This window comes from Rathayibacter sp. VKM Ac-2926 (genome assembly GCF_022815565.1).
Taxonomy (GTDB): domain Bacteria; phylum Actinomycetota; class Actinomycetes; order Actinomycetales; family Microbacteriaceae; genus Rathayibacter; species Rathayibacter festucae.
The window spans coordinates 18,697-41,622 of the sequence record NZ_JALGRS010000006.1 but is presented as its reverse complement, the minus strand read 5'-3'; the positions used below and the strand labels follow the sequence as shown (position 1 = coordinate 41,622).

Below are 22,926 nucleotides of genomic sequence, written 5' to 3'. Positions count from 1 at the left end.
GCGGGCTACTCGATCAGCATGGGGTTCCCCCACTTCCCCGAGGCGATTTCTCCCGTCCGCTCGGCAGAACATCAGCCGAGAGCGTCCGTCATCGCCCATCGGCGACGAGAACCACTCCTGGCTGATGTTCTGCGCGGCCTCCGTCCCGTCGCCCTCGTCCAGCCCCGCTCGCTACGGTGACGCTGAGGATTCACTCACGCAGTCAGGAGCCGGACGTGGAGAACCAGCAGATCGCGGCACTCGTCGCCCTCGTCGTCGCCATCGCGGTGGTCGGATCGGTCATCGCGACCGTCCTGCGGATGCGCGCGGGTGCACCGGGAGCGCGCCCGGCCTCACGGGACGGCGGCTCGACCGCCGCGACGGGCGACGGCACCTCGAGCGGATCGGACACCCGCGACGGCCGTGCCGACGACGGCGGCTCCCCGGACGGCGGCTCGCCGGACAGCGGAGGCTCCGACGGCGGCGGCGGCGGGGGCGGCGACTGAGCCACGGCACCGCCCACCGATTCTGGAGGCCCGCCCCACTTCCGGCTCGCGCAATCACATCCGGCCCGCTGGATCCGCTGATCTCCGCGAGCCGAGGCTCGTTTCCCGTGCCGGAGGGCGACGGGTCCGATCTCCGGCTCGCTGAGTCAGCTCCGGCTCGCGGGATCTGCTGGTTTCCGCGAGCCGAGGCCCGTTCCACGTGCCGGACGTGATGGGTCCGATCTCCGGCTCGCGAAGTCACCTCCGGCTCGCCGAATCTTCTGGTTTCCGCGTGCCGACGGTCGTCCCGCGTGCCGGAGACGACGCCGGCCACGCCGGGCTCGCGGACGCGCCGCCGCGTCAGTGCTGGTGCAGGACCGCCCAGGCGAGCAGCGAGTCCAGCCGCCGGATGTCGGCTCCGCGCCCGAGCTTCACCTTGATGTGCCCGGCCCGCGTCCACAGCTCGACCTCGGAGTTGAGGTCGAACGTGCCCGCGTTCTCGCTCGACCACATGTTGATCGAGCTGTACGGCAGCGAGTAGATCTCGACCTTCTTGCCGGTCAGCCCCTGGGCGTCGCGCACGATGAGCCGCTTCGTGGTGAAGGTGGCGGAGTCGCGGAGCGTGCGGAACGACGCGACCGCCTTCTCCCCTTCCACCAGGAGGGAGTCGACGTCGGCGGGGACCGGGATCTCCTGCGCGAGGGTCCAGGTGAGCAGCGGTGCAGTGTCCATCGCACCACCCTGGCCGAGCGGAGCCGCGACCGCATCCGTCGCTCGCCGGAGTGCCCAGGCTCCGCTGATCCCCGCGGGAGATGCTGGGGCATGCCCCTCGCCGTCCCCGACGCCCTCGTCCCGCTCGCCCTGCGCCTGGCCCGCGCCAACCGCACGTTCGTCAGCGCGGACGGCGCTCGCCGCCGGATCCGCGAGAACGCCCTCCGCCCGGCCCGCTACGGCCCGCCCCCGCGACTGCGACCCGGAGTGCGCGTCGACGTCGAGCAGGTCGGCGGCTGGCCGGTCTACACGATCCGCCCGCGGCGGATCCGCGGCGGGGTCGTCTACGCCCACGGCGGCGGCTGGGTCAACGAGATCGCGCCGCAGCACTGGTGGCTGGCGGCGCGCATCGCCGACGAGGCCTCTGCGGCGGTCACCCTGCCGATCTACCCGCTGGTCCCGTTCGGCACCGCCCTCGAGGCGCGCGACGGCGTCCGTGCGCTGGTGCACCGGAGTCTCGACCGGTACGGCGCGACGGCGCTCGCCGGCGACTCCGCGGGCGGCCAGATCGCTCTGTCGACGGCCCTCGCCCTCCGCGACGAGGGCGTCGTCCTGCCGCTGACCACGCTGATCTCGCCCGCGCTCGATCTCTCCTGGAGCAACCCGCGCATCCCGGAGGTGCAGCCGAGCGATCCGTGGCTCGGCACGCAGGGCGGCCGCGTGCTCGCCGAGCAGTGGCGCGGCGAGCTCGATCTGCTCGACCCGATCGTCAGTCCGCTCTTCGGCGACCTCGCCGGCCTCGGACCGCTGAGCGTCTACACCGGCACCCGCGACGTCCTGAACCCCGACGCGCACGTCCTCGCCGAGAAGGCGGCGGCGGCCGGTGTGCCGTTCGAGCTGCACGAGGCGGTCGGCCAGCTGCACGTGTACCCGCTGGTGCCGACCCGCGCGGGCCGGGAGGCGCAGCACGACCTTGTCGACGGACTCCGGTCGGCGCTCTGACCCCTGACGCGACCTCGGGCTCGCGGAAGCGCCTCCGGCTCGCGAGAATCCCGTGATTCCGCGAGCCGGAGCTGCTTCTGCGTGCCGGAAGACGCCGCGGCGACCTCGGGCTCGCGGAAGCACCTTCGGCTCGTGGAAACGGGCCGATTCTGCGTGCCGAGGCTCGTTCCGCGTGCCGGAGGATGCGGAAGCGACGTCGGGCTCGCGGAAACACCTTCGGCTCGTCGAAACGCCGCGAATGAGCGTGCCGGAGCTCGTTCCGCGAGCCGGAGCTCATCTCTGTCAGCCGGACGGCCCGATCGGCCCTCGGATCCCGGACCCGACGGCGCTCAGGACCCCGCTCGCCGGCCGGTCACACCCCGCCGCCGTGCGCAACTAAGGCTGGAAGCCCCGAATCCGTCGAGAAACGGTCGGATCGGCCCTTCCTGCCTTAGTTGTGCACACGTTCCCGCCGAGACCTACGCGCCCCAGCTCGACTGCGTGCCGCCGACGCGCTCCTCCGCAATGGCCTGCGCGTGCCCGGACACCGCATAGGCCGCCATCGGGTCGGCCGGCAGCCCGCGCTCCGAGCGCCAGGCCGCGAGGGCGGGGCGGACGTCGGAGTAGAAGGCGTCCATGAAGATCCCGTTCGCGCCGAGCACGTCGCCGGCGAGCTGCGCCTCCTCGAGGGCCGCGCGGTCGACGAGCAGCGCGCGCGCCGTCATCTCCTGCACGTTGAGCACCGAGCGGATCTGGCCGGGGATCTTGTCCTCGACGTTGTGGCACTGGTCGAGCATGAAGGCGACGGGCGAGTCCGGGCCGTAGCCGCCGCCGCGCACCACCTCGTAGAGGATGCGGAAGAGCTGGAACGGGTCGGCCGCTCCGACGATCAGGTCGTCGTCGGCGTAGAAGCGCGAGTTGAAGTCGAACGAGCCGAGCTTCCCGAGGCGCAGCAGCTGGGCGACGATGAACTCGATGTTGGTGCCCGGCGCGTGGTGTCCGGTGTCGAGGCAGACCAGCGCGCGGTCGCCGAGCGCGGCGACGTGCGCGTAGGAGGTGCCCCAGTCCGGAACATCCGTGTGGTAGAACGCGGGCTCGAAGAACTTGTACTCCAGGACGAGGCGCTGCTCGGTGCCGAGGCGCTCGTAGATCGCGGCGAGCGAGTCGGCGAGGCGGTCCTGGCGGCCGCGGATGTCCTGCTGGCCCGGGTAGTTGGAGCCGTCGGCGAGCCAGATCTTGAGGTCGCGCGAGCCGGTCGCGTCCATGATGTCGATGCAGGCGAGGTGGTGGTCGATCGCCTTCTGGCGGATCACCGGGTCGGAGTGCGTGAGCGAGCCGAACTTGTAGTCGTCGTCCTGGAAGGTGTTCGAGTTGATCGTGCCCAGTGCGACGCCCTTCGACGCGGCGAACTCGCCCAGCGCCGCGTAGTCGTCCACCTTGTCCCACGGGATGTGCAGCGCGACGCTCGGCGCGAGGCCGGTCAGCTCGTTGACCTTCGCCGCGTCCGAGATCTTCTCCTCGATGGTCCGCGGGGTGCCCGGCGTGCTGAACACCTTGAAGCGGGTACCGGAGTTGCCGAACGCCCACGAGGGCAGTTCGATCGCCTGCTGCTCGAGCTGGCGGAGGATGTCGGGGCTGAGGTCGGTCACGGCGGGGTCCTTCTGTGCGGGGCGATCCGGCCGTGCGGCGGACGCCGACCGGGCGGCACCGTATGAATCGTTTCACAGCGCCGTGGGCCGAGCGTATCGCTCCGCTTCCCGGGCTGTCAAAGGCCTGCAGAGAGGGGGCACGCCTGCGGTGCCGCCGGATGAGATGATTCCCGGATCGCGCGCAGCCCTGCGACCCGCGACGACCCGAGGAGACGATGTGCCGTCCATCAGTGTCCGCGAGGTCGCCGCTCGCGCCGGAGTCTCGGTCGGCACCGTCTCGAACGTGCTGAACCGCCCGGAGAAGGTGGGCGCCGAGTCCGTCCGCCGCGTGCAGTCCGCGATCGCCGAGCTCGGCTTCGTCCGCAACGACGCGGCCCGCCAGCTCCGCGCCGGGCGCAGCCGCAGCATCGGCCTCGTCGTGCTCGACGCCGGCAACCCGTTCTTCGCCGAGCTCGCCCGCGGAGCCCAGGCCCGCGCCGCCGAGGCGGGGCTCTCCGTGCTCCTCGCGAGCACCGACGCCGAGGCCGACCGCGAGGACTCCTACCTCGACCTGTTCGAGGAGCAGCGGGTGAGCGGGGTGCTGATCTCGCCGCAGGGGGAGGGGTCCGCGCGGCTCGACCGCCTCCGGGCCCACGGCATCCCCTGCGTGCTCGTCGACCGGGAGTCGGGGGACAGCGCGTTCTCGTCGGTCGCGGTCGACGACGTCGCCGGCGGGCGGCTCGCGGTCGAGCACCTGCTCGGGCTCGGCAGGCGCCGCATCGCGGTGGTCGGCGGGCCGGAGTCGATCCGCCAGGTCAAGGACCGGTTCGCCGGGGCGCGGGAGGCCGTGGCGGCGGTGCCGGGCGCGACGCTCGAGGTGCTGCCGACGCCGGGGCTCACCGTGCTGGACGGCCGGGCCGCGGGGCGGACGCTCGCCGAGCGCGCTCCCGCCGACCGCCCCGACGCCGTCTTCTGCGCGAACGACCTGCTCGCGGTCGGCGTGCTGCAGGGGCTGATGCTGCTGGGCGAGGTGCGGGTGCCGGAGGACGTGGCGCTGATCGGCTACGACGACATCGCCTTCGCGACCGCGACGATCGTGCCGCTGTCGAGCATTCGCCAGCCGAGCGCCCTGATCGGCGCGACCGCCGTCGAGCTGCTCCTCGAGTCCGAGCCCCGCCAGGTCGTCTTCCAGCCCGAGCTCGTCGTCCGCGCCTCGACCTCCGGCTGACCCGCGCGTCTGCCCCCTCCCGCGAGATGCCACTTGTGCACGCTTTTCACGGCGTGTCGCGTACTCAAGTGGCATCTCGCGGAGACGGGCAGAACGGGGGACCTCCGCCCGGAGGCTGAGCGCGCTGGTAGCGTTTAGTGGGCCGGGTCCAAGAAACGCGGCTTCCCCCTCCTGACGAAAGCCGCCATGACTCTGCGCCGTTCCGCCCTCGCCGCCCTCGCGGCCTCCGCCCTCCTGCTGACCGGCTGCACCGCCGCGTCCGACGGCGACGCCGGGGGAGACTCCAGCACCCCGGTCGCCGACGGCGTCCTCACCTACGCGACCGGCGACGCCGAGCCCACCTGCCTCGACCCGCACGTCGGCGGCAACTACCCGCAGGCGCTGCTCGCGACCCAGGTGCTGGAGTCGCTCGTCTCGCGCAGCGACGACGGCACCATCACCCCGTGGCTCGCGGAGTCGTGGACCGTCTCGGACGACGCGCTCAGCTACGACTTCACCCTCCGCGAGGGCCTGACCTTCACCGACGGCACCCCGCTCGACGCCGACGCGGTCGCCGCGAACATCGAGCACCTGCAGGACCCGGCGACCAAGTCCTCCACCGGCTACCTCGCCGTCGCGAAGGTCGAGTCGGTCACCGCCGTCTCGCCGACCGTCGCCCGCTTCACCCTCAGTGCCCCCGACAGCGCCCTGCTCGAGTCGCTCTCGCAGCCGTGGACCGCGATCGAGTCGCCCACCGGCATCGCCCGCGGCGAGGAGGCCAACTGCGAGGCGCCCGTCGGCACCGGTCCGTTCACGGTGACGGAGTGGGTCAAGCAGGACCACGTGACCCTCACCCGCAACGACGACTACGACGCCGCCACGGGCCCGACCGGCGAGGGCCACGACGGCCCCGCCTACCTCTCGAGCATCACCTGGCGCTTCATCCCCGACTCCGCCACCCGCTACGCGGCACTGCAGGCGGGCGAGGTGGACGTGATCGACAACGCCCAGCCCGACACGCTCGCGGCTGCGACCGACGCCTCCGACCTGGTCGAGATCGACGCGCCCCGCCCCGGCTCGGTGAACCGCCTCGAGCTCAACTCGGGCCAGGCGCCGTTCGACGACCAGAGCGTCCGCGAGGCGTTCATCCGCGCCGTCGGCGTGAACGACGCGATCGACTCCCTCTTCTTCGGCACCGCCGAGCGCTCGTACTCGCCGCTGTCGAGCAGCGAGGCGACCGCCTACTCCGATCCGTCGCTCTTCGAGGACGCCGGCTCGGACGACGAGATCGCCGCCGCGGAGGACCTCCTCACGGCCGCGGGCTGGGTCGACTCCGACGGCGACGGGATCCGCGAGAAGGACGGCGCGCCGCTCGTCCTGCGCCTGCCGGTCAGCACCAACCAGTCGATCCCGGCTGAGCAGTCGCTGTTCGAGCAGATCCAGGCGTCGGCGAAGGTCGCCGGCTTCGACGTGCAGATCAGCCTGCTCGACCTCTCCAGCTGGTACACCGCGCTCGCGGCGAACGAGTACGAGCTGGTCAGCGCGCCGTACACGAAGGTCGGACCGGACGTCCTGCGCACGCTCTACGCGTCCTCCGGCATCACCCCGGCGCCGAGCGGCTACTTCGCCAACCACGCCCAGGTGAACGACCCCGCCCTCGACGCCCTGCTCGAGCAGGCGAGCGCGACCGTCGACGAGACCGAGCGCGCCGACCTCTACTCGCAGGCCCAGCGGATCGTGCTCGAGGGCTACTGGATCCTGCCGCTCTACGACCAGCAGAACCACTACCTGCACCGCTCGGCCGTCCAGGGCGTCGCCGCCCTGGCCACCGTCTCGACCCCCTGGTTCGCGGACGCCTGGCTCTGACGCTCCGCGCCCGCTGGCTTCCGAGGCTCGCGCCCGGAGCGCGCTGGTCGAGCAGCCGCGCAGCGGCCCTGCATGCTGGTCGAGTAGCCGCGGAGCGGCGTATCGAGACCCGCCGTCCTGATCACGGTGGATCTCGATACGCCCTCTGCGAGGGCTACTCGATCAGCATGATCCGCACGCCGGTCGAGCAGCGGCCTCCATGCTGGTCGAGTAGCCGCGAAGCGGCGTATCGAGACCCACCCGCCAGAACCCGCACCCAGGAAGGAGGCCCGATGATCCGCCTCCTCCTCCTCCGCCTCGGCGGCGCGCTCGTGGTGCTCTGGGCGGTCGCGACGGCCGTGTTCTTCCTCATCCGCCTCATCCCCGGCGACCCCGCGCAGGCGATCCTCGGCGGCCCCGGCTCGCAGGCGTCTCCGGAGGCGCTCGCCGCGGTCCGCGAGCAGTACGGCCTCGACCAGCCGCTGCTCGTGCAGTACCTCACCCAGCTCGGCCGCCTCGCCCGCGGCGACCTCGGCACGTCCTACTCCCTGCGCACCCCCGTCGCCGACCTGCTCGCCCAGCAGCTGCCCGGCACCCTCCTCCTCGCCGCGCTCGCGCTCACCCTCGCCTGGATCCTCGCGCTCGCCACCGCGCTCTGGTCCACCCGCGGCGGCCGGGTCGCCGCCGCGATCGGCTCCGGCCTCGAGCTGACCGCTGCCGCCCTTCCGCACTTCTGGCTCGCCACCGTGCTGATCGCCGTCTTCGCGACCGCGCTGCGCTGGTTCCCGCCGGTCAGCACCGGCTCCGCGAACGGCCTCGTCCTGCCCGCGCTGACCCTCGCGATCCCGCTGGCCGGCTTCCTCGGTCAGGTGATGCGCCGCTCCCTGCTCGACGCGCTGGAGTCGCCGTTCGTGCTCGCGGCCCGCGCCCGCGGCGAGGGCGAGCTCGGCATCCGGCTCCGGCACGCCCTGCGCCACGCGGTGCTGCCGGGCGTCTCGCTCTCGGGCTGGGCGTTCGGCTACCTGATCGGCGGCGCGGTGGTGGTCGAGACGATCTTCGCCCGGCCCGGCCTCGGCCGGACGCTGCTGGCCGCGGTGACCGTCCGCGACGTCCCCGTCGTCACCGGCGTGGTCCTCGTCACCGCCCTCGCCTACATCGTCGTCACCCTCGCCACGGACCTCGTCGCCCGCCTCGTCGACCCGCGCCTCGCCGCCGCCCGCCCGCAGGAGGCCCGCGCATGAGCGAGCTCGAGCTGCGCGCCGCCCGCCCCGCGCGCCGGGCCGCCGGCCACCTCCGCGTCGGCGAGCTCCTCGCCCTCGCCTTCGTCGTCCTCCTGCTGCTCGCGGCCGTCGCCCCCGACCTGCTCGCCCCCGTCGACCCGCTCGCCATCGCCCCGCGCGACGCCTTCGACCCGCCCTCAGCCGCGCACCTCCTCGGCACCGACGAATCCGGCCGCGATGTCCTGAGCCGCCTGATCTCCGGCGCCGGCGCCTCCCTCCTGATCGGCGTCAGCGCCACCGCCATCGGCCTCGTGCTGGGCGCGGTGCTGGGCGTCGCCGCGGCGTTCGGCGGCCGCTTCGTCGACGGAGTGATCGGCCGGGTCCTCGAGGTCCTCTTCGCCTTCCCCGCGCTGCTGCTCGCGCTGCTGGTCATCGTGGTCACCGGCCCCGGAGTCGTCCCCGCGACGGTCGCGGTCGGCCTCTCGACCGCGCCCGGCTACGCGCGCATCCTGCGGACCCAGCTGCTCGGCATCCGCGACTCCGGCTACGTCGAGGCGGCGCGGGTGCTCGGCCACTCCGCGCCGCGGATCCTGCTCGCGCACGTCCTGCCGAACACCTTCGGCCCGCTCGCGGTGCTGGCGACGCTCGGCGTCGGCCAGGCGATCGTCTGGGCCTCGGCGCTGAGCTACCTGGGCCTGGGGGCCGAGCCGCCGGCGCCGGAGTGGGGCGCGATGCTCTCCGCGGGCCGCACCTACCTCTCGAGCGCCTGGTGGCTGACGGTGTTCCCGGGGCTCGCGATCGTGCTGACCACGCTCGCGACGACGGTCCTCGGCGGCCGACTGCGAGGCGCTCGGTGAACGCCGCGCGCGCGGGCAGTGCCGCCGTGGTGGAGGACCTCCGCGTCGCCTTCGACGGCGTCGAGGTCGTGCACGGGGTGTCCTTCCGCATCGAGCCGGGGGAGTGCGTCGCGATCGTCGGCGAGTCCGGTTCGGGCAAGAGCGTCACCGCGCGGGCGCTCCTGGGTCTGAGCGGGGGAGCGGCGACCGGCAGCGTCCGGGTCGGCGACCAGGAGGTGATCGGCGCGGGCGCGCGGACGCTGCGCCGCCTCCGCGGTGCCGGCGTCGGCTTCGTGCCGCAGGACGCGCTGCTCTCCCTCGATCCGCTGCGGCCGATCGGCCGCGAGATCGGCGACGTGCTGCGCCTGCATTCCCGGCTGTCCGCGGCGGAGGCGTCGGCGCGGGTGGCCGAGGTGCTCGCGAGCGTCGGCATGCCCGACCCGGAGGAGCGGATGCGCGACCGCTCCGGCGAGCTCTCCGGCGGACTCCGCCAGCGCGCACTGCTGGCCGCCGCGATCGCGCTCGACCCGCCGCTGCTGGTGGCCGACGAGCCGACCACCGCCCTCGACGTCACCGTGCAGGCGCGGGTGCTCGAGCTGTTCGCCGAGCAGAAGGCGCGCGGCCGGGCGCTGCTGCTGGTCTCGCACGACCTCGCCGTCGTCGCCGGGCTCGCCGACCGGATCCTGGTGCTCGCCGACGGCCGGGTCGTCGAGGACGGTCCGGCGGCGCGGGTGCTGCGCTCGCCGGAGTCGGTCCAGGCACGGACGCTCGTCGCCGCGGTCCCGGCCGGGCGGCCGCGCGGCTCGCGGCTGACCGACCCCGAGGCACCCGTCGTCCCGCCCGCGCCGCCCGGCGAGCTGCTGCTGCGCGCGACCGACCTCGTCACCCGCTTCCCCCGTCCCGGCGGCGGCACCCGCACCGCCGTCGACGGCGTCGGCCTCGAGCTGCGCCGCGGCGAGACCCTCGGGCTCGTCGGCGAGTCCGGCTCGGGCAAGAGCACGGTCGCCCGGCTGCTGCTCGCGCTGCGCCGCCCGGATGTCGGGTCGGTCGAGTTCGACGGCGGCCCGTGGTCGGCGGCGACCGAGCGCGCACGGCGACCGCTCCGCCCGCGGATCGGCGCGATCTACCAGGACAGCCTGTCGTCGTTCGACCCGCGCTGGAGCGTCGGCCGGCTGCTCCGCGATGCCGGGGCGGAGTCGGTGCCGGCCCTGCTCGAGAGCGTCGGCCTCGCCGCGTCGCTGGAGCGTCGCTCGCCGCGCACCCTGTCCGGCGGGCAGCGCCAGCGCGTCTCGATCGCGCGCGCCCTGGCGACCCGCCCCGACGTCCTGATCTGCGACGAGCCGGTCTCGGCCCTCGACGTCTCCGTCCAGGCGCAGATCCTCGACCTCCTCGACGACCTCCAGCGCCGCCACGGCCTCGCCCTGCTCCTGATCTCGCACGACCTCGGCGTCATCGCGCACATGAGCGACCGCATCGCCGTGATGCGCGACGGCCGCCTCGTCGAGTCCGGCCCGGCCGCCGCCGTCCTCGGCACCCCGCGCGAGGACTACACCCGCCGCCTCCTGGCCGCCGCCCCCCGCCTCGACCGCCCCTGACGCCTTCGCCGTCGCACGACGTCGGCGGTGGCCGTACATACCCCCTTGCATGCTGGTCGAGGAGCCCCGCAGGGGCGTATCGAGACCCGCGCACCCCAAGGACGTCGGCCTCTTCCCCGCCCTGCGATGGCGCCGGAGGCGCCCCCTCCGCTCGATAGGGCCCGCTCCGCGGGCTGCTCGATCAGCAGAGAGGCGGTCGAACGGTGGGGAGCGCTCGGGCGCTGCAGAACATCAGCTGAGAAGGGGTGGCCTCCGCTGTCAGGGGAGGGACCCTGCTCTCAGCTGATGTTGTGCGCACCGACTGCCGGTCGAGGAGCCCGCAGGGGCGCAGCGCGACCCGCCGTCACCAGCGGAGTGGGTCTGCGTGCTGGAGTTCTGCCGACGGTGGATCTGCTTGGAAGAGACGCCCGCACACATGCTGGTCGAGTAGCCCCGCAGGGGCGTATCGAGACCCACGTCCTCCGGCAGTGGTGCTGCATGCGGGCGGATCTCGATACGCCCGCTGCGCGGGCTACTCGATCAGCATGGGTCACCCGCCCGCCGCTCCCCAGGTGGCCTCCGCCGCCCCCCGCCCGCCGCACCGGTGCCCCCGCAGGGCATCCCTCCGCGCGCCGCCGCGCCGTAGCGTGACTGGCATGACGAACGACCCCGAGGCGCGCGACTTCCTGACCTCCCGCCGGGCCCGGCTGACCCCCGAGCAGGTCGAGCTGCCCGCCGGCGGCAACCGCCGGGTGCCGGGCCTGCGCCGCAGCGAGGTGGCCCAGCTGGCCGGCGTGAGCATCGAGTACTACTCCCGGCTCGAGCGCGGCGACCTCCGCGGCGCGTCCGAGTCGGTGCTGACCGCGCTCGCCGACGCCCTGCGCCTCGACCGCGCCGAGCGCGAGCACCTCTTCGATCTCGCCCGCACCGCCGAGCGCTCGCCGCTGCGCTCCCGCCGGCGCGCGCCCGCCGCCGTCCGGCCGAGCATGCGGCTCGCGGTCGAGTCGATCACCTCGGCCCCCGCCTTCGTCCGCAACGGCCGGCTCGACGTCCTCGTCGAGAACGACCTCTTCCGCGCGCTCTACGCCGACCTCTACGCGCTCCCGGAGCGCCCGGTCAACCTCGCCCGCTTCGCCTTCCTGCAGCGCGAGCTGGCGGAGGCGTTCTACCCGGTCTGGAGCACCGCCGCCGACATCACCGTCGGCATCCTCCGCACCGAGGCCGGCCGCGCCCCGCACGACGCCGAGCTCCAGGCGCTCGTCGGCGAGCTGTCCACACGGAGCGACGAGTTCCGCACCCGCTGGGGCGCCCACGAGGTGCGGCACCACGCCAGCGGCAGCAAGTTCTTCCACCACCCGATCGTCGGCGACCTGCACCTCAGCTACGAGGCGTTCGAGCCGCTCGGCGACCCCGGCCTCGACTTCCTCATCTACAGCGCCGAGCCGGGCTCGCCGAGCGACGACGCCCTGAAGCTGCTCGCGAGCTGGTCGGCGACCCAGAGCGCGCAGACGACCCGGACCGCTCCGACCGCGCACCCCGCCCCCGCCGACAGGACCGCCGAGTGAACCGCCGCACCACCCTCCTCTTCGCGATCGCGGGCGGCGTCGCCGTCGGCAACCTCTACTGGGCCCAGCCGCTGCTCGACTTCCTCGCCACCGACCTCGGCACGAGCACCGGATCCGCGGGCTGGCTCGTCACCGCGACGCAGCTCGGCTACGCCCTCGGCGTGCTCCTCTTCGTCCCGCTCGGCGACGTGCTCGACCGCCGCGTCCTCGTCCCCGCCGCGATGCTCTGCGCCTCTCTCGCCCTGCTCGCCTGCGCGCTCGCCCCGACCTTCGCCGTGCTCGTCGCGACCCTCGCGCTCGTCGGCCTGACCACCGTCGCCGGCCAGATCCTCGCCCCGCTCGCGGGCGACCTCGCCGACGACGCCACCCGCGGCAGGGTCGTCGGCACCGTCGTCTCGGGCATCCTTACCGGCATCCTCGTCTCACGCACGATCAGCGGCCTCATCGCCCAGGCCGCCGGCTGGCGCACCGTCTACGTGGTCGCGGCGGTCGCGGGCGTCGTGCTCGCGGTCCTGCTCGCCCGGGCGATCCCGTCGCTCCCGCCGCGCACCCGCCTGCGCTACCCGGCCCTGATCGCCTCCGTCTTCGCGATCGTCCGCCGCGAGCGCTCGGTGCGCTGGAGCCTCGCCCTCGGCGGCACGTCCTTCGCCGTCTTCACGATGTTCTGGACGTCGCTGACCTTCCTGCTCAGCGCCCCGCCGTTCTCCTTCGACGTCGGCACGATCGGCCTCTTCGGCCTGATCGGCCTCGCCGGTGCGATCGCCGCGCAGCGCGCCGGGCACCTGCACGACCGCGGTCTGGCGCTCCCGGCGATCGGCGTCGCCTGGGCAGCGGTGCTGCTGTCCTTCGTGATCGCGGGCGTCGGAGGCGGCTCGATCGTGGCCGTGATCGTCGCGATCCTGGTGCTCGACGTCGCGATCCAGGGCCACAACATCCTGGTCCAGTCGCGGATGTTCCAGGTCGATCCGTCGGCGCGCAGCCGGCTGAACACCGCGTTCGTCACGACCAACTTCGTCTGCGGCGCGCTCGGCTCGGCCCTCGCGTCCTTCCTCTGGACCCACGGCGGCTGGGGCGCGGTCTGCATCGCCGGCGCCGCGCTGAGCGGCTTCGCGCTCACGGTCTGGCTGCTCGGCCGCCGCTCGGCCCTGGTGCTCCCCGCGGCGCAGCCGGCGGCCTGAGCGCGGCGGTCGGACCCTCGATCCCGTGGGCGTCTCAGCCCAGCCGGTACGCCTCGTCGTCTCCGCTCGTCGAGGTCGGACCGGCACCACCCGGCGAGCGGCCGCCGCGCGAGCGAGGCCCTGCCGGAACGTGTACCGCCAGTGCCTGTCCCGCGCGCCGACCCCGGCCTAGCGTGGCGACGGAGGCGGACGCCCGGCCCGCCGCCACCGCGGAAGAAGGACCCTCATGAACATCGAACCGACGACCCCCACCGCCAAGAACCCGCCCGAGCAGTTCGCCGGCGACATCTGGCTCGACACCATCGTCGTGCCGCACGACGCCGACCAGCGCACCACGATGGCCCGGGTGCGCTTCGCCCCCGGCGCCCGCACCGCCTGGCACTCGCACGCCCGCGGCCAGTACCTGCACGTGACCTCGGGCGTCGCCCGCTTCGGCGGCCGCGACGGCACGATCCTCGAGGTGCACGCCGGCCAGACCCTCTACACCCCGCCCGGCGAGGAGCACTGGCACGCCTCCGCGCCCGGCGTCTTCATGGAGCACCTCGCCGTGCTCGAGGCCGCCGACGACCCGGCGACGACGACGGCCTGGGCCGAGCACATCACCGACGCGGACTACGAGGGCAGCGCAGCCGGAGGCCGCTGACGGACGCAGAACATCGGCTGAGACGCCTGGTCATCGCCCATCGGCGATGAGCCGCATGCTCAGCCGATGTCCTGCAGCGGCAGGCCCCGGTGTGCTACTCGTAGCGCAGCGACTGCACCGGATCCGCCCGTGCCGCCCGCGCGGCCGGCAGTGTCCCCGCCACGAACGCGATCACCATCACCACGAGCACCACCGTCAGGATCGACACCGGGTCGAACGCGATCAGGGTCAGCCCGGGCAGGTCCGAGAGCAGCGAGCCCGAGAGCACCCCGCTCAGCCCGGTCCCCGCCGCCACCGCCAGCAGCGCGCCGATCGCGCTGCCGAGGAAGCCGATGAACGCCGCCTCGATGCTGAAGAGCGCGAACACGCGTCCGCTGCCCATGCCCATCGCCTTCATCAGGCCGATCTCGCGGGTCCGCTCCTGCACGCTCATCAGCAGCGTGTTGACGATGCCGAAGCTCGCCGCCAGCAGCGCGATCACCGCGAAGGCGTTGAGCACCAGCACGATCCCGTCGACGACGGCCTTGATCGTGCCCAGCTGGTCCGCGACCGTGGTGCCGGTGTAGCCGGCGTCCGCGAGGCGGTCCTTCAGCGCGGTGACCTGCTCGTCGTCCGCCGCCGCGTCGAAGCGCACGCTCGCCTGGGCGAAGCGGTCGACCTGATCCGCCGGCACGCCGACGCTCTGCGTCGTGAACAGCGCGTCGGTGAGCGCGTCGTTCGTGACGAGGCCCCCGCCCGCTCCCGCGATGCTCTCCTCCGCGACGCCGACGATCGTCGCCTCGACCACGTGCGGCGTCCGCTGCGCGTCGGTGATGCCGATCGACAGCGTCGTCCCGACGGCCGCCGCGTCGTCCGCGAAGCCGAGCGGCTCGACGTACGACACCGGCAGCACCGCCTGGAGCTGCGTCGACGCGTCGTCGAGGGCGGCCCCCGCGGCGAGCTGGACGGTCTGCCCCTCCACGAGGCTGCCGATCCCGATCACGTACTTCGCGCCGTCGTCGCCGGCCGCCACGTAGTCGGCCGAGATCGACTTCACCGCCTGCACGTCGAGCACGCCCTCGACTCCGGCGAGCGTGTCGAGGTCGGCCGGGGTCAGCGCGACGACGGTCTGCCCGGGAGGCCCCGCCGCCCCGCTCGCGACCGCGTCCGGGTCGTACTCGACCGGCCCGGAGCCGAGGCCCGTCGCCGACTCGGAGGTCTTCGACACGGTCATCACGTCCGAGGCGCCGACCCCGTCGACCGTGTCGTCGATGTAGGCGTTGATGCCGGTGCCGAGCCCGTTGGTGAGGGTCAGGGTGAACGCGCCGACGAAGATCGCGAGGATCGTCAGGAGCGTGCGCGTCCGGGAGCGGAAGGTGTTGGCGATCGCGGTCCCGATCAGGTCGACGGCCTTCATGCGGCCACCGCCGCGGAGTCCTCGACCAGCAGGCCGTCGCGGATCATCAGGCGCCGGTCGCAGCGCGCGGCCAGCTCCTCGTCGTGGGTGACCACGATCAGGGTGATGCCGTTCTCGCGGTTGAGCGCGAAGAGGATGTCCTCGACCACCCCGCCGGTCGTCGTGTCCAGATTGCCGGTCGGCTCGTCCGCGAACAGGATGCGCGGGTTGTTGACGAGCGCGCGGGCGATGACCGTCCGCTGCTTCTGCCCGCCGGAGAGGTCGACGGCCCTGCTGCCGGCCTTGTCGTCGAGCTCGAGCTGGGCCAGCGCGGCGAGGCCGCGGCGCTTGCGCTCCGCCCGGCCGATCCCGGCGATCTTCATCGGCAGCACCACGTTGTCGAGCACCGACGCGTTCGGCGTGAGGAAGAACTGCTGGAACACGAAGCCGAAGGTGCGGTTGCGGGTGACGTCGAGCCGGCGCCCCTTGAGCGTGCTGGTGTCCACTCCCTCGAGCTCGACCACGCCGGTGCTGGGGGCGTCGAGCAGCGCGAGCAGGTGCATCAGGGTCGACTTGCCCGAGCCGCTCTTGCCGACGATGGCGACGCTCTCGCCCTCCTGGATGTCGAAGCTCACGCCCTTCAGCGCCTCGAAGCGGTTCTGGCCTCGGCCGTACGACCTGCGGACGTCTCTCACCGAGATGATGGGCGTGCTCATGGGACTCCCTCCGCCGCCCGGCGGGTTCCGGAGCGGCCCCTCCAGCCTGGGCGGCGCCGCCCGATCGCGCGTCCCTCGCAGGGTGTCCCCGCCGTACCGCGGTCGCGGTAGGCGGAGCACCGCGGCGGGGTGACGCCGCAGCGCGCGCACTCCGCCAGGATGTGGGGATGACGCCGCGGATGCAGGCCCACCCGCGGCTGCGGTCCCGGCTCGGCGACGCCCTCGCGGCCGCGATCGTCGTCGGCGCGGCGTTCGCGCCGTTCCAGGGGTCCGCTCAGCGGCCCTCGGGTCTGCTCGAGTTCGCGATCGTGCTCGCGCCGGCGGTCCTGCTGCCGCTGCGGCGGCGCCGACCGATCCCGGTGCTCGCGGCGATCGTCGTGCTGTCCGCCGCCGCGGCGGTCCTCGGCCTGCTCGCGCCGGGCGTCGTCCTCGCGACGGCGATCGCGATGTTCGCGGTGACGAACCGCAGCTCCCGCCGGGTCGGTCTCGTCGTGACCGGGGTCACGGTGGTCGCGGTGGTGCTCCTGAGCGTCGTCGGCGCGGCGGTGAGCCCGCTCGACGCCCGGGCCGTGCAGTACGCCGTCACGGTGCTCTTCGCGGCGGCCGCCGGCGACGCGACGCGCTCGCGCCGGGAGTACATCGTCGCGGTGACGGAGCGGGCGGAGCGGGCGGAGCAGACCCGGGAGTCGGAGGCGCGGCGCCGCGTCAGCGAGGAGCGGCTGCGCATCGCCCGCGACCTGCACGACGCCGTCGCACATCAGATCTCGGTGATCAGCCTCAACGCCGGTGTCGCGAGCTCCGCCCTCGACTCCCGGCCCGAGAAGGCGCGCGAGGCGCTCAGCACGATCCGCAGCGCGGCCCGCTCGGTCCTCGGCGAGATCGGCGACCTCCTCGAGGTCCTCCGCACCGACGAGGCGGCCGGCACAGCGCCCCAGCCCGGCCTCGACCGCCTCGACGAGCTCGTCCGCCGCTTCGGCGAGGACGGCCTGCAGGTCACCGTGCGCACCGAGGGCGCGCTCGGCCGCGTCCAGGGGGCGGCCGATCTCGTCGCGTACCGCGTGGTTCAGGAGGGACTCACCAACGCCCACAAGCACGGCGCCGAGCACCGCGCGCACGTCCTCGTCGCGGTGTCGGACGAGCGCGTCGAGATCGTCGTGGCGAATCCGGTCGCGGCCGTCGCGGGTCCGGACCCCGAGCGCGGCAGCGGGCACGGACTGCTCGGACTCCGGGAGCGCGTGGCCTCCGTCCGCGGCACGGTGGTGACGGGAGCGACACCGGGCGGCTACCGGGTGGCTGCGTCGCTGCCGCTGCCGCAGTCCGCGGTCGTTCCGTCGGCGTCGCTCCCGCCGGCATCCCCGACCGCGCCGATGCCGTCCCCGTCGATGCCGTCTCCGGAGGAGGACCCGCGATGACCACCGTCCTCGTCGTCGACGACCAGCCCCTGATCCGCCAGGCCGTCACCGACATCCTGAGCAGCGAGAGCGGCATCGAGGTCGTCGGCGAGGCGCGCACCGGCCGCGAGGCGGTCGACCTCGCGACCCGCCTGCGCCCGGACGTCGTCCTGATGGACATCCGCATGCCCGAGCTCGACGGCATCGGCGCCACCGCCCTGATCTGCGCCGACCCGGAGCTCGCGGCGACGAAGGTCCTCATCCTCACGACCTTCGAGGAGGACGAGTACCTGATCGCCGCCCTGCGCGCGGGCGCCGGCGGCTTCCTCGGCAAGGGCGCCGAGCCGGAGGAGATCGCCGCCGCCGTCCGCGCCGTGCACGCCGGCGACAGCCTCCTCTCGCCCGCTGCGACCCGCAGCCTGATCACCCGCTACGTCCTCGCCCCGCAGGCGTCGCCGCCGCTCGTCGAGCCGCCGGAGTTCGCTCAGCTGACCGACCGCGAGCGCGAGGTCCTGCTGCTCGTCGCGCGCGGCCGCTCCAACCAGGAGATCGCGGACGACCTCGTCATCTCCCCGCACACCGCCAAGACCCACGTCAACCGCATCATGACCAAGCTCTCGGCCCACGACCGCGCCCAGCTCGTGATCGCCGCCTACGAGAGCGGCCTGCTGACCCCCGGCGCCTGATGCGCGCGCCGAGGCGTCCTCGAACCGTCGAGGCGTCCCGCAGCACCGGGACGCCTCGACGGGAGCGGGACGTCTCGCGCGCGCGTCACGCCGGAGGCGGCACGCTCACGATGCGGTCGTCCGCCTCGCCCGGCGACCCGCGGCCGTCCGTGTTGCTCGTCACGAACCACAGGTCGCCGTCCGGAGCCGCCACAGCGTCGCGCAGCCGGCCGTACTCGCCGACGGCGTAGTCGGTCGAGACCGACGGATCCGCGACCGGCACCGCGCGCAGCACCTCGCCGCGCAGATTCGCCAGATAGAGCACGCCGTCCAGCTCGGTCATCCCGCTCGGGCTGGCCTCGCCCGGCTCCCACTGCTGCACCGGATCGACGAAGCCGTCCTCGCCGGCGATCCCCTCGACCTCGGGCCAGCCGTAGTTCGCGCCCGGCTCGATCACGTTCAGCTCGTCCCAGGTGTCCTGCCCGAACTCGCTCGCGAAGAGCGTGCCGTCCTCCGCCCAGGCCAGGCCCTGCGGATTGCGGTGCCCGCTGCTCCAGACGAGCGACCCCGGGTGCGGGTTGTCGTCGGGCACGGCGCCGTCGAGCGTCATCCGGAGGATCTTGCCCGAGAGCTCGCCCAGGTCCTGCGCCGCCTCGCGCCGCCCGGCGTCGCCGACGGTCGCGTAGAGCATGCCGTCGGGGCCGATCGCGATCCGCCCGCCGTCATGGGTGCGAGCGGCCGGGATGCCGTCGAGGATCGTCTCCGGCTCGCCGAGCGCGTACGACCCGGCCTCGCCCTCGAGCGCGAACCGCTGGATCCGGTTGCCGTCGGCCGCGGTCGAGTAGGCGAACAGCGTCCGTCCGTCGACGGCCAGCCCGAGCAGCCCGCTCTCGCCCTCGGCGACCACGCCCTCGACGACGCCCACCTCGCGGGCCCCGCCGTCGTCCGCCAGCTCGAGGATCCGTCCGCTGTCCCGCTCGCTGACGAGCGCCGTACCGTCGTCGACGAACGCGACCGACCACGGCGCCTCGAGCCCCTCCGCGACACTGCTCGCGCCGACGAGCTCGCGCGCCTCGGGGCCGGGAGCGGCGGGAGTCGTGCTGCAGGAGGCGAGCCCCACGCCGAGCGCGAGCGTCGCGCCGACGAGGGCCGAGCGGAGGACGGGACCGGTCATCCCCCCAGGCTGCCCGCCGAACCTTCGAGCCTTCTCACTTTCCTGCTGGTCGATCAGCCCCGAAGGGGCGTATCGAGACCCGCGCTCCGCCGGACGGTGGCCGCATGATCGCCCCGATCCACCGCCACCGCTAGCACCCCGACGGATCCCGCACACCCCCACCGCATGTCGGACCCGCGGCGTAGCGTTGCAGAGGTGATGCGCCCCCAGATCAGCACCCTCGGCCAGCTGCGCGCCTCCGGGCACGCGCAGAAGACCCTCCGCACCGAGATCCGCGACAACCTCCTCGACGCCCTCCGCGAGGGCCGCGACCCCTGGCCCGGCCTGCACGGCTTCCAGGACACCGTCATCCCCCAGGTCGAGCGGGCGGTGATCGCCGGGCACGACATCGTGCTCCTCGGCGAGCGCGGCCAGGGCAAGACCCGCCTCCTCCGCACGCTCAACGGCCTGCTCGACGAGTGGACCCCCGTCATCGACGGCTCCGAGCTCGGCGAGCACCCGTACGAGCCGATCACCTCGATCAGCAGGCGCCGGGCGGAGGAGCTCGGCGACGAGCTGCCCGTCGCCTGGCGCAGTCGCGAGGAGCGCTACGTCGAGAAGCTGGCCACGCCGGACACGAGCGTCGCCGACCTCATCGGCGACGTCGACCCGATGAAGGTGGCCGAGGGTCGCAGCCTCGGCGACCCGGAGACCATCCACTTCGGCCTCATCCCGCGCAGCCACCGCGGCATCGTCGCGATCAACGAGCTGCCCGACCTCGCCGAGCGCATCCAGGTCGCGATGCTCAACGTGATGGAGGAGCGCGACATCCAGATCCGCGGCTACGTCCTGCGGCTCCCGCTCGACGTCCTCGTCGTCGCCAGCGCCAACCCCGAGGACTACACGAACCGCGGCCGGATCATCACCCCGCTGAAGGACCGCTTCGGCGCCGAGATCCGCACCCACTACCCGACCGCGCTCGTCGACGAGGTCGCCGTGATCCGCCAGGAGGCCGACCTCGTCGCCATCGTCCCGGACGCGCTGATCGAGATCCTCGCGCGCTTCACGCGGGCCCTGCGCGAGTCGCCCTCGGTCGACCAGCGCAGCGGCGTGAGCGCCCGCTTCGCCATCGCCGGCGCTGAGACCATCGCCGCCGCCGCCCTGCACCGGGCCACCCGCCGCGGTGAGGAGGAGGCGGTCGCCCGCCCGATCGACCTCGAGACCGCGGTCGACGTGCTCGGCGGCAAGATCGAGTTCGAGTCCGGCGAGGAGGGCCGCGAGGACGAGATCCTCGATCACCTCCTCCGGCAGGCCACCGCCGAGACGGTCCGCGCGCACCTCCGCGGGCTGGACCTGACCCCGCTCGTCACCGCCATCGAGAACGGCGCGATGATCACCACCGGCGAGCAGGTGACGGCCGAGGAGTTCCTCGCGGCCCTGCCCGTCCTCGGCGAGTCGACCCTCTACGACGACATCGCCGACCGCCTCGAGGCCGTCGGCGCCGGCCGTCGCGCGGGCGCCGTCGAGCTCGCGCTCGAGGGCCTCTACCTCTCCCGCAAGCTCAGCAAGGAGACGGGCGGGGGCGAGGCCGTCTATGGCTGAGCCACTGGTCATCGGCCTCCCGCTGTCCGCCGGACTCCCGCTGTCCGCCGGACTCCCGCTGCCCGGAGGGCGCTCCCGTGCCTAGGGGCAACCGCCGGCTGGGGCGCGACGCCCGCTACTCCCGCTACGACGGCGGTCCCGACCCGCTCGCCCCGCCCGTCGACCTGGCCGAGGCGCTCGACGCCATCGGCGAGGACGTCATGGCGGGCACCTCGCCCGAGCGCGCGATGCGCGAGTTCCTCCGCCGCGGCGGTCGCGACGGCCAGGGTCTCGACGACCTCGCCGCCCGTGTCGCCGATCGCCGGCGCGAGCTGACGCAGAAGCACGGACTCGACGGCACCCTCCGCGAGGTCCGCGAGCTGCTCGACCGCGCCGTCCTCGCCGAGCGCAAGCAGCTCGCCCGCGACACGCAGATGGACGACGGCGACCGCGCCCTCGCCGAGATCCAGCTCGACAGCCTGCCGCCCTCGCCCGCCGCCGCGGTGTCCGAGCTCTCCGACTACCGCTGGCAGAGCCCGGAGGCGCGCGCCGACTTCGAGAAGATCAAGGAGCTGCTCGGCGCCGAGATGCTCGAGCAGCGCTTCGAGGGCATGAAGCAGGCCCTCGAGAACGCGAGCGACGAGGACCGCGCGGCGATCGACGCGATGCTCCGCGACCTCAACACGCTCCTCGAGGCGCACGCCCGCGGCGAGGACACCCCCGAGCAGTTCGACGCCTTCATGGCGCAGCACGGCGAGTACTTCCCCGAGCGGCCCGAGACCGTCGACGAGCTGATCGACGCCCTGGCCGCCCGCGCCGCCGCGGCCCAGCGGATGCGCAACTCGATGACCCAGCAGCAGCGCGACGAGCTCGACGCCCTCGCCCAGCAGGCCTTCGGCACCCCCGAGCTGATGCAGTCGCTCGGGCAGCTGGACGAGACCCTGCGGGGCCTGCGCCCCGGCGAGGACTGGGGCGGCTCCGAGCGGATGGACGGCGAGCAGGGCCTCGGCCTCGGCGACGGCACCGGCGTCTTCCAGGAGCTCGCCGACCTCGACGCGCTCGCCGACCAGCTCGCGCAGCCGCACGAGCGCTCGAACCTCGACGACCTCGACCTCGACCTGCTCGCCCGCCGCCTCGGCGACGACGCGGCGGTCGACGCGCAGACCCTCAAGCGCCTCGAGAAGGCGCTGCGCGACTCCGGCACCCTGCGCCGCGGCTCGGACGGCGCGCTCACTCTCACTCCGAAGGCCATGCGCCAGCTCGGCAAGGCGCTGCTGCGCGACATCGCCGACACGATCTCCGGCCGGCAGGGCGCGCGCGACGTGCGCCGGGCGGGCGCCGCGGGCGAGCGCTCCGGCGCGACCCGGCAGTGGGAGTTCGGCGACACCGAGGCCTGGGACGTCACCCGCACCCTCACCAACGCGCTCACCCGCGCCGCGGGCGAGGGCCGCGAGACCGGCGCCGGCGTCCGGATCGAGATCGGCGACGTCGAGGTGCAGGAGACGGAGGCGCGGACCCAGGCGTGCGTCGCCCTCCTCGTCGACACCTCGTTCTCGATGGCGATGGACGGCCGCTGGGTGCCGATGAAGCGCACCGCGCTCGCCCTGCACACCCTGATCTCGAGCCGGTTCCGCGGCGACGAGCTGCAGCTGATCGCGTTCGGCCGCCAGGCCGAGGTGATGGAGGTCGAGCAGCTCGTCGGCCTCGACGCGGAGTGGGAGAAGGGCACCAACCTGCACCACGCCCTGCTGCTGGCCAACCGGCACTTCCGCAAGCACCCCAGCGCGCAGCCGGTGCTGCTGATCGTCACCGACGGCGAGCCGACCGCGCACCTCGAGCCCGACGGGCAGATCTTCTTCGACTACCCGCCGGACCCGGTGACGGTCGCCGTCTCCGTCCGCGAGCTCGACGCCTCCACCCGCCTCGGCGCGCACACCACGTTCTTCCGGCTGGGCGACGACCCGGGGCTCGCCCGCTTCATCGACTCGCTGGCGCGGCGCGTCGGCGGCTCGGTCGTGAACCCGGAGGCGGACGACCTCGGTACGGCCGTCGTGTCGTCCTACCTCGGTGCGCGCGGGGCGGCTCCCGGCGGGCGACCGCCCGGCGACGAGCTGTTCGGCCGCGGCTGGGGCTTCTAGAGGGTCGGGTGTCCGGACGCCCGGTGCTCCCGGGCGCCCGGATCGCCGTCCGCGG

19 protein-coding genes are annotated in these 22,926 nt (G+C 73.8%); 14 read left to right on the top strand and 5 right to left on the bottom strand.

The genetic code is table 11. The features are described from left to right. Nucleotides 1-215: 215 nt before the first annotated feature. Nucleotides 216-485: a hypothetical protein gene (locus tag MT351_RS09775; protein WP_123736320.1), complete on the top strand. Its 270-nt coding sequence runs from the start codon at nt 216-218 to the stop codon at nt 483-485. Between the two features lie 339 nt (nt 486-824). On the opposite strand, the gene MT351_RS09770 is transcribed toward MT351_RS09775, so the two are convergent. Next, a complete protein-coding gene (locus MT351_RS09770) occupies nt 825-1,196 on the bottom strand; it encodes a PH domain-containing protein (protein ID WP_123446854.1) in 372 nt (123 codons plus the stop codon). A gap of 90 nt (nt 1,197-1,286) precedes the next feature. On the opposite strand from MT351_RS09770, the gene MT351_RS09765 reads away from it, so the two are divergent. Then, on the top strand, nt 1,287-2,177 hold the full coding sequence (locus MT351_RS09765; protein ID WP_132436910.1) for an alpha/beta hydrolase fold domain-containing protein: 891 nt from the start codon (nt 1,287-1,289) through the stop codon (nt 2,175-2,177). A gap of 458 nt (nt 2,178-2,635) precedes the next feature. On the opposite strand, the gene rhaI is transcribed toward MT351_RS09765, so the two are convergent. Further along, entirely contained in the window at nt 2,636-3,805 is a 1,170-nt protein-coding gene (gene rhaI / locus MT351_RS09760) for an L-rhamnose isomerase (protein WP_243582067.1), read from the bottom strand. 217 nt (nt 3,806-4,022) lie between these two features. Here rhaI and MT351_RS09755 point away from each other — a divergent pair, with 217 nt between their 5' ends. From MT351_RS09755 to MT351_RS09720, 8 genes are all read left to right on the top strand, one after another. Further along, nucleotides 4,023-5,012: a LacI family DNA-binding transcriptional regulator gene (locus MT351_RS09755; RefSeq protein WP_243582066.1), complete on the top strand. Its 990-nt coding sequence runs from the start codon at nt 4,023-4,025 to the stop codon at nt 5,010-5,012. Nucleotides 5,013-5,198: 186 nt separating this feature from the next. Further along, nucleotides 5,199-6,857, top strand: coding sequence for an ABC transporter substrate-binding protein (locus MT351_RS09750; protein ID WP_243582065.1), 1,659 nt, complete (start codon nt 5,199-5,201; stop codon nt 6,855-6,857). 272 nt (nt 6,858-7,129) lie between these two features. After that, complete coding sequence (locus MT351_RS09745) at nt 7,130-8,077, top strand: ABC transporter permease (RefSeq protein ID WP_123736581.1); 948 nt, start codon at nt 7,130-7,132, stop codon at nt 8,075-8,077. Next, nucleotides 8,074-8,913, top strand: coding sequence for an ABC transporter permease (locus MT351_RS09740; protein WP_243582064.1), 840 nt, complete (start codon nt 8,074-8,076; stop codon nt 8,911-8,913). Before MT351_RS09745 ends, MT351_RS09740 begins: the two co-directional genes overlap by 4 nt. Continuing rightward, nucleotides 8,910-10,487, top strand: a complete 1,578-nt coding sequence (locus MT351_RS09735; RefSeq protein WP_243582063.1) for an ABC transporter ATP-binding protein — start codon at nt 8,910-8,912, stop codon at nt 10,485-10,487. The genes MT351_RS09740 and MT351_RS09735 overlap by 4 nt, the downstream gene beginning before the upstream one ends. A gap of 635 nt (nt 10,488-11,122) precedes the next feature. Further along, complete coding sequence (locus tag MT351_RS09730) at nt 11,123-12,031, top strand: helix-turn-helix transcriptional regulator (RefSeq protein ID WP_159421965.1); 909 nt, start codon at nt 11,123-11,125, stop codon at nt 12,029-12,031. Next, nucleotides 12,028-13,209 (top strand): MFS transporter, encoded by a 1,182-nt coding sequence (locus MT351_RS09725; protein ID WP_243582062.1) that lies wholly within the window; start codon nt 12,028-12,030, stop codon nt 13,207-13,209. The genes MT351_RS09730 and MT351_RS09725 overlap by 4 nt, the downstream gene beginning before the upstream one ends. 226 nt (nt 13,210-13,435) lie before the next feature. Continuing rightward, nucleotides 13,436-13,852 carry a cupin domain-containing protein gene (locus MT351_RS09720; RefSeq protein WP_243582061.1) on the top strand — a complete coding sequence of 139 codons (417 nt, stop codon included), beginning with the start codon at nt 13,436-13,438 and terminating at the stop codon, nt 13,850-13,852. Between the two features lie 94 nt (nt 13,853-13,946). Here the strand turns inward: MT351_RS09720 and MT351_RS09715 are convergent, their stop codons facing one another. After that, entirely contained in the window at nt 13,947-15,248 is a 1,302-nt protein-coding gene (locus tag MT351_RS09715) for an ABC transporter permease (RefSeq protein ID WP_243582060.1), read from the bottom strand. Further along, complete coding sequence (locus tag MT351_RS09710) at nt 15,245-15,943, bottom strand: ABC transporter ATP-binding protein (RefSeq protein WP_123446839.1); 699 nt, start codon at nt 15,941-15,943, stop codon at nt 15,245-15,247. Before MT351_RS09710 ends, MT351_RS09715 begins: the two co-directional genes overlap by 4 nt. A gap of 167 nt (nt 15,944-16,110) precedes the next feature. Here MT351_RS09710 and MT351_RS09705 point away from each other — a divergent pair, with 167 nt between their 5' ends. Together MT351_RS09705 and MT351_RS09700 are read left to right on the top strand one after the other, a co-directional pair. Beyond that, nucleotides 16,111-17,355 (top strand): sensor histidine kinase, encoded by a 1,245-nt coding sequence (locus MT351_RS09705; RefSeq protein ID WP_243582059.1) that lies wholly within the window; start codon nt 16,111-16,113, stop codon nt 17,353-17,355. Continuing rightward, nucleotides 17,352-18,020, top strand: coding sequence for a response regulator transcription factor (locus tag MT351_RS09700; protein ID WP_132436930.1), 669 nt, complete (start codon nt 17,352-17,354; stop codon nt 18,018-18,020). Before MT351_RS09705 ends, MT351_RS09700 begins: the two co-directional genes overlap by 4 nt. Before the next feature lie 85 nt (nt 18,021-18,105). Here MT351_RS09700 and MT351_RS09695 read toward each other — a convergent pair whose 3' ends face one another. Beyond that, nucleotides 18,106-19,173, bottom strand: coding sequence for a sorbosone dehydrogenase family protein (locus MT351_RS09695; RefSeq protein WP_132436932.1), 1,068 nt, complete (start codon nt 19,171-19,173; stop codon nt 18,106-18,108). Between the two features lie 198 nt (nt 19,174-19,371). Between MT351_RS09695 and MT351_RS09690 the strand changes: the two genes are divergently transcribed. Further along, nucleotides 19,372-20,754, top strand: a complete 1,383-nt coding sequence (locus MT351_RS09690) for a magnesium chelatase (protein WP_132437004.1) — start codon at nt 19,372-19,374, stop codon at nt 20,752-20,754. A gap of 77 nt (nt 20,755-20,831) precedes the next feature. Beyond that, nucleotides 20,832-22,871, top strand: coding sequence for a VWA domain-containing protein (locus MT351_RS09685; protein WP_132436934.1), 2,040 nt, complete (start codon nt 20,832-20,834; stop codon nt 22,869-22,871). Nucleotides 22,872-22,926 lie beyond the last annotated feature (55 nt).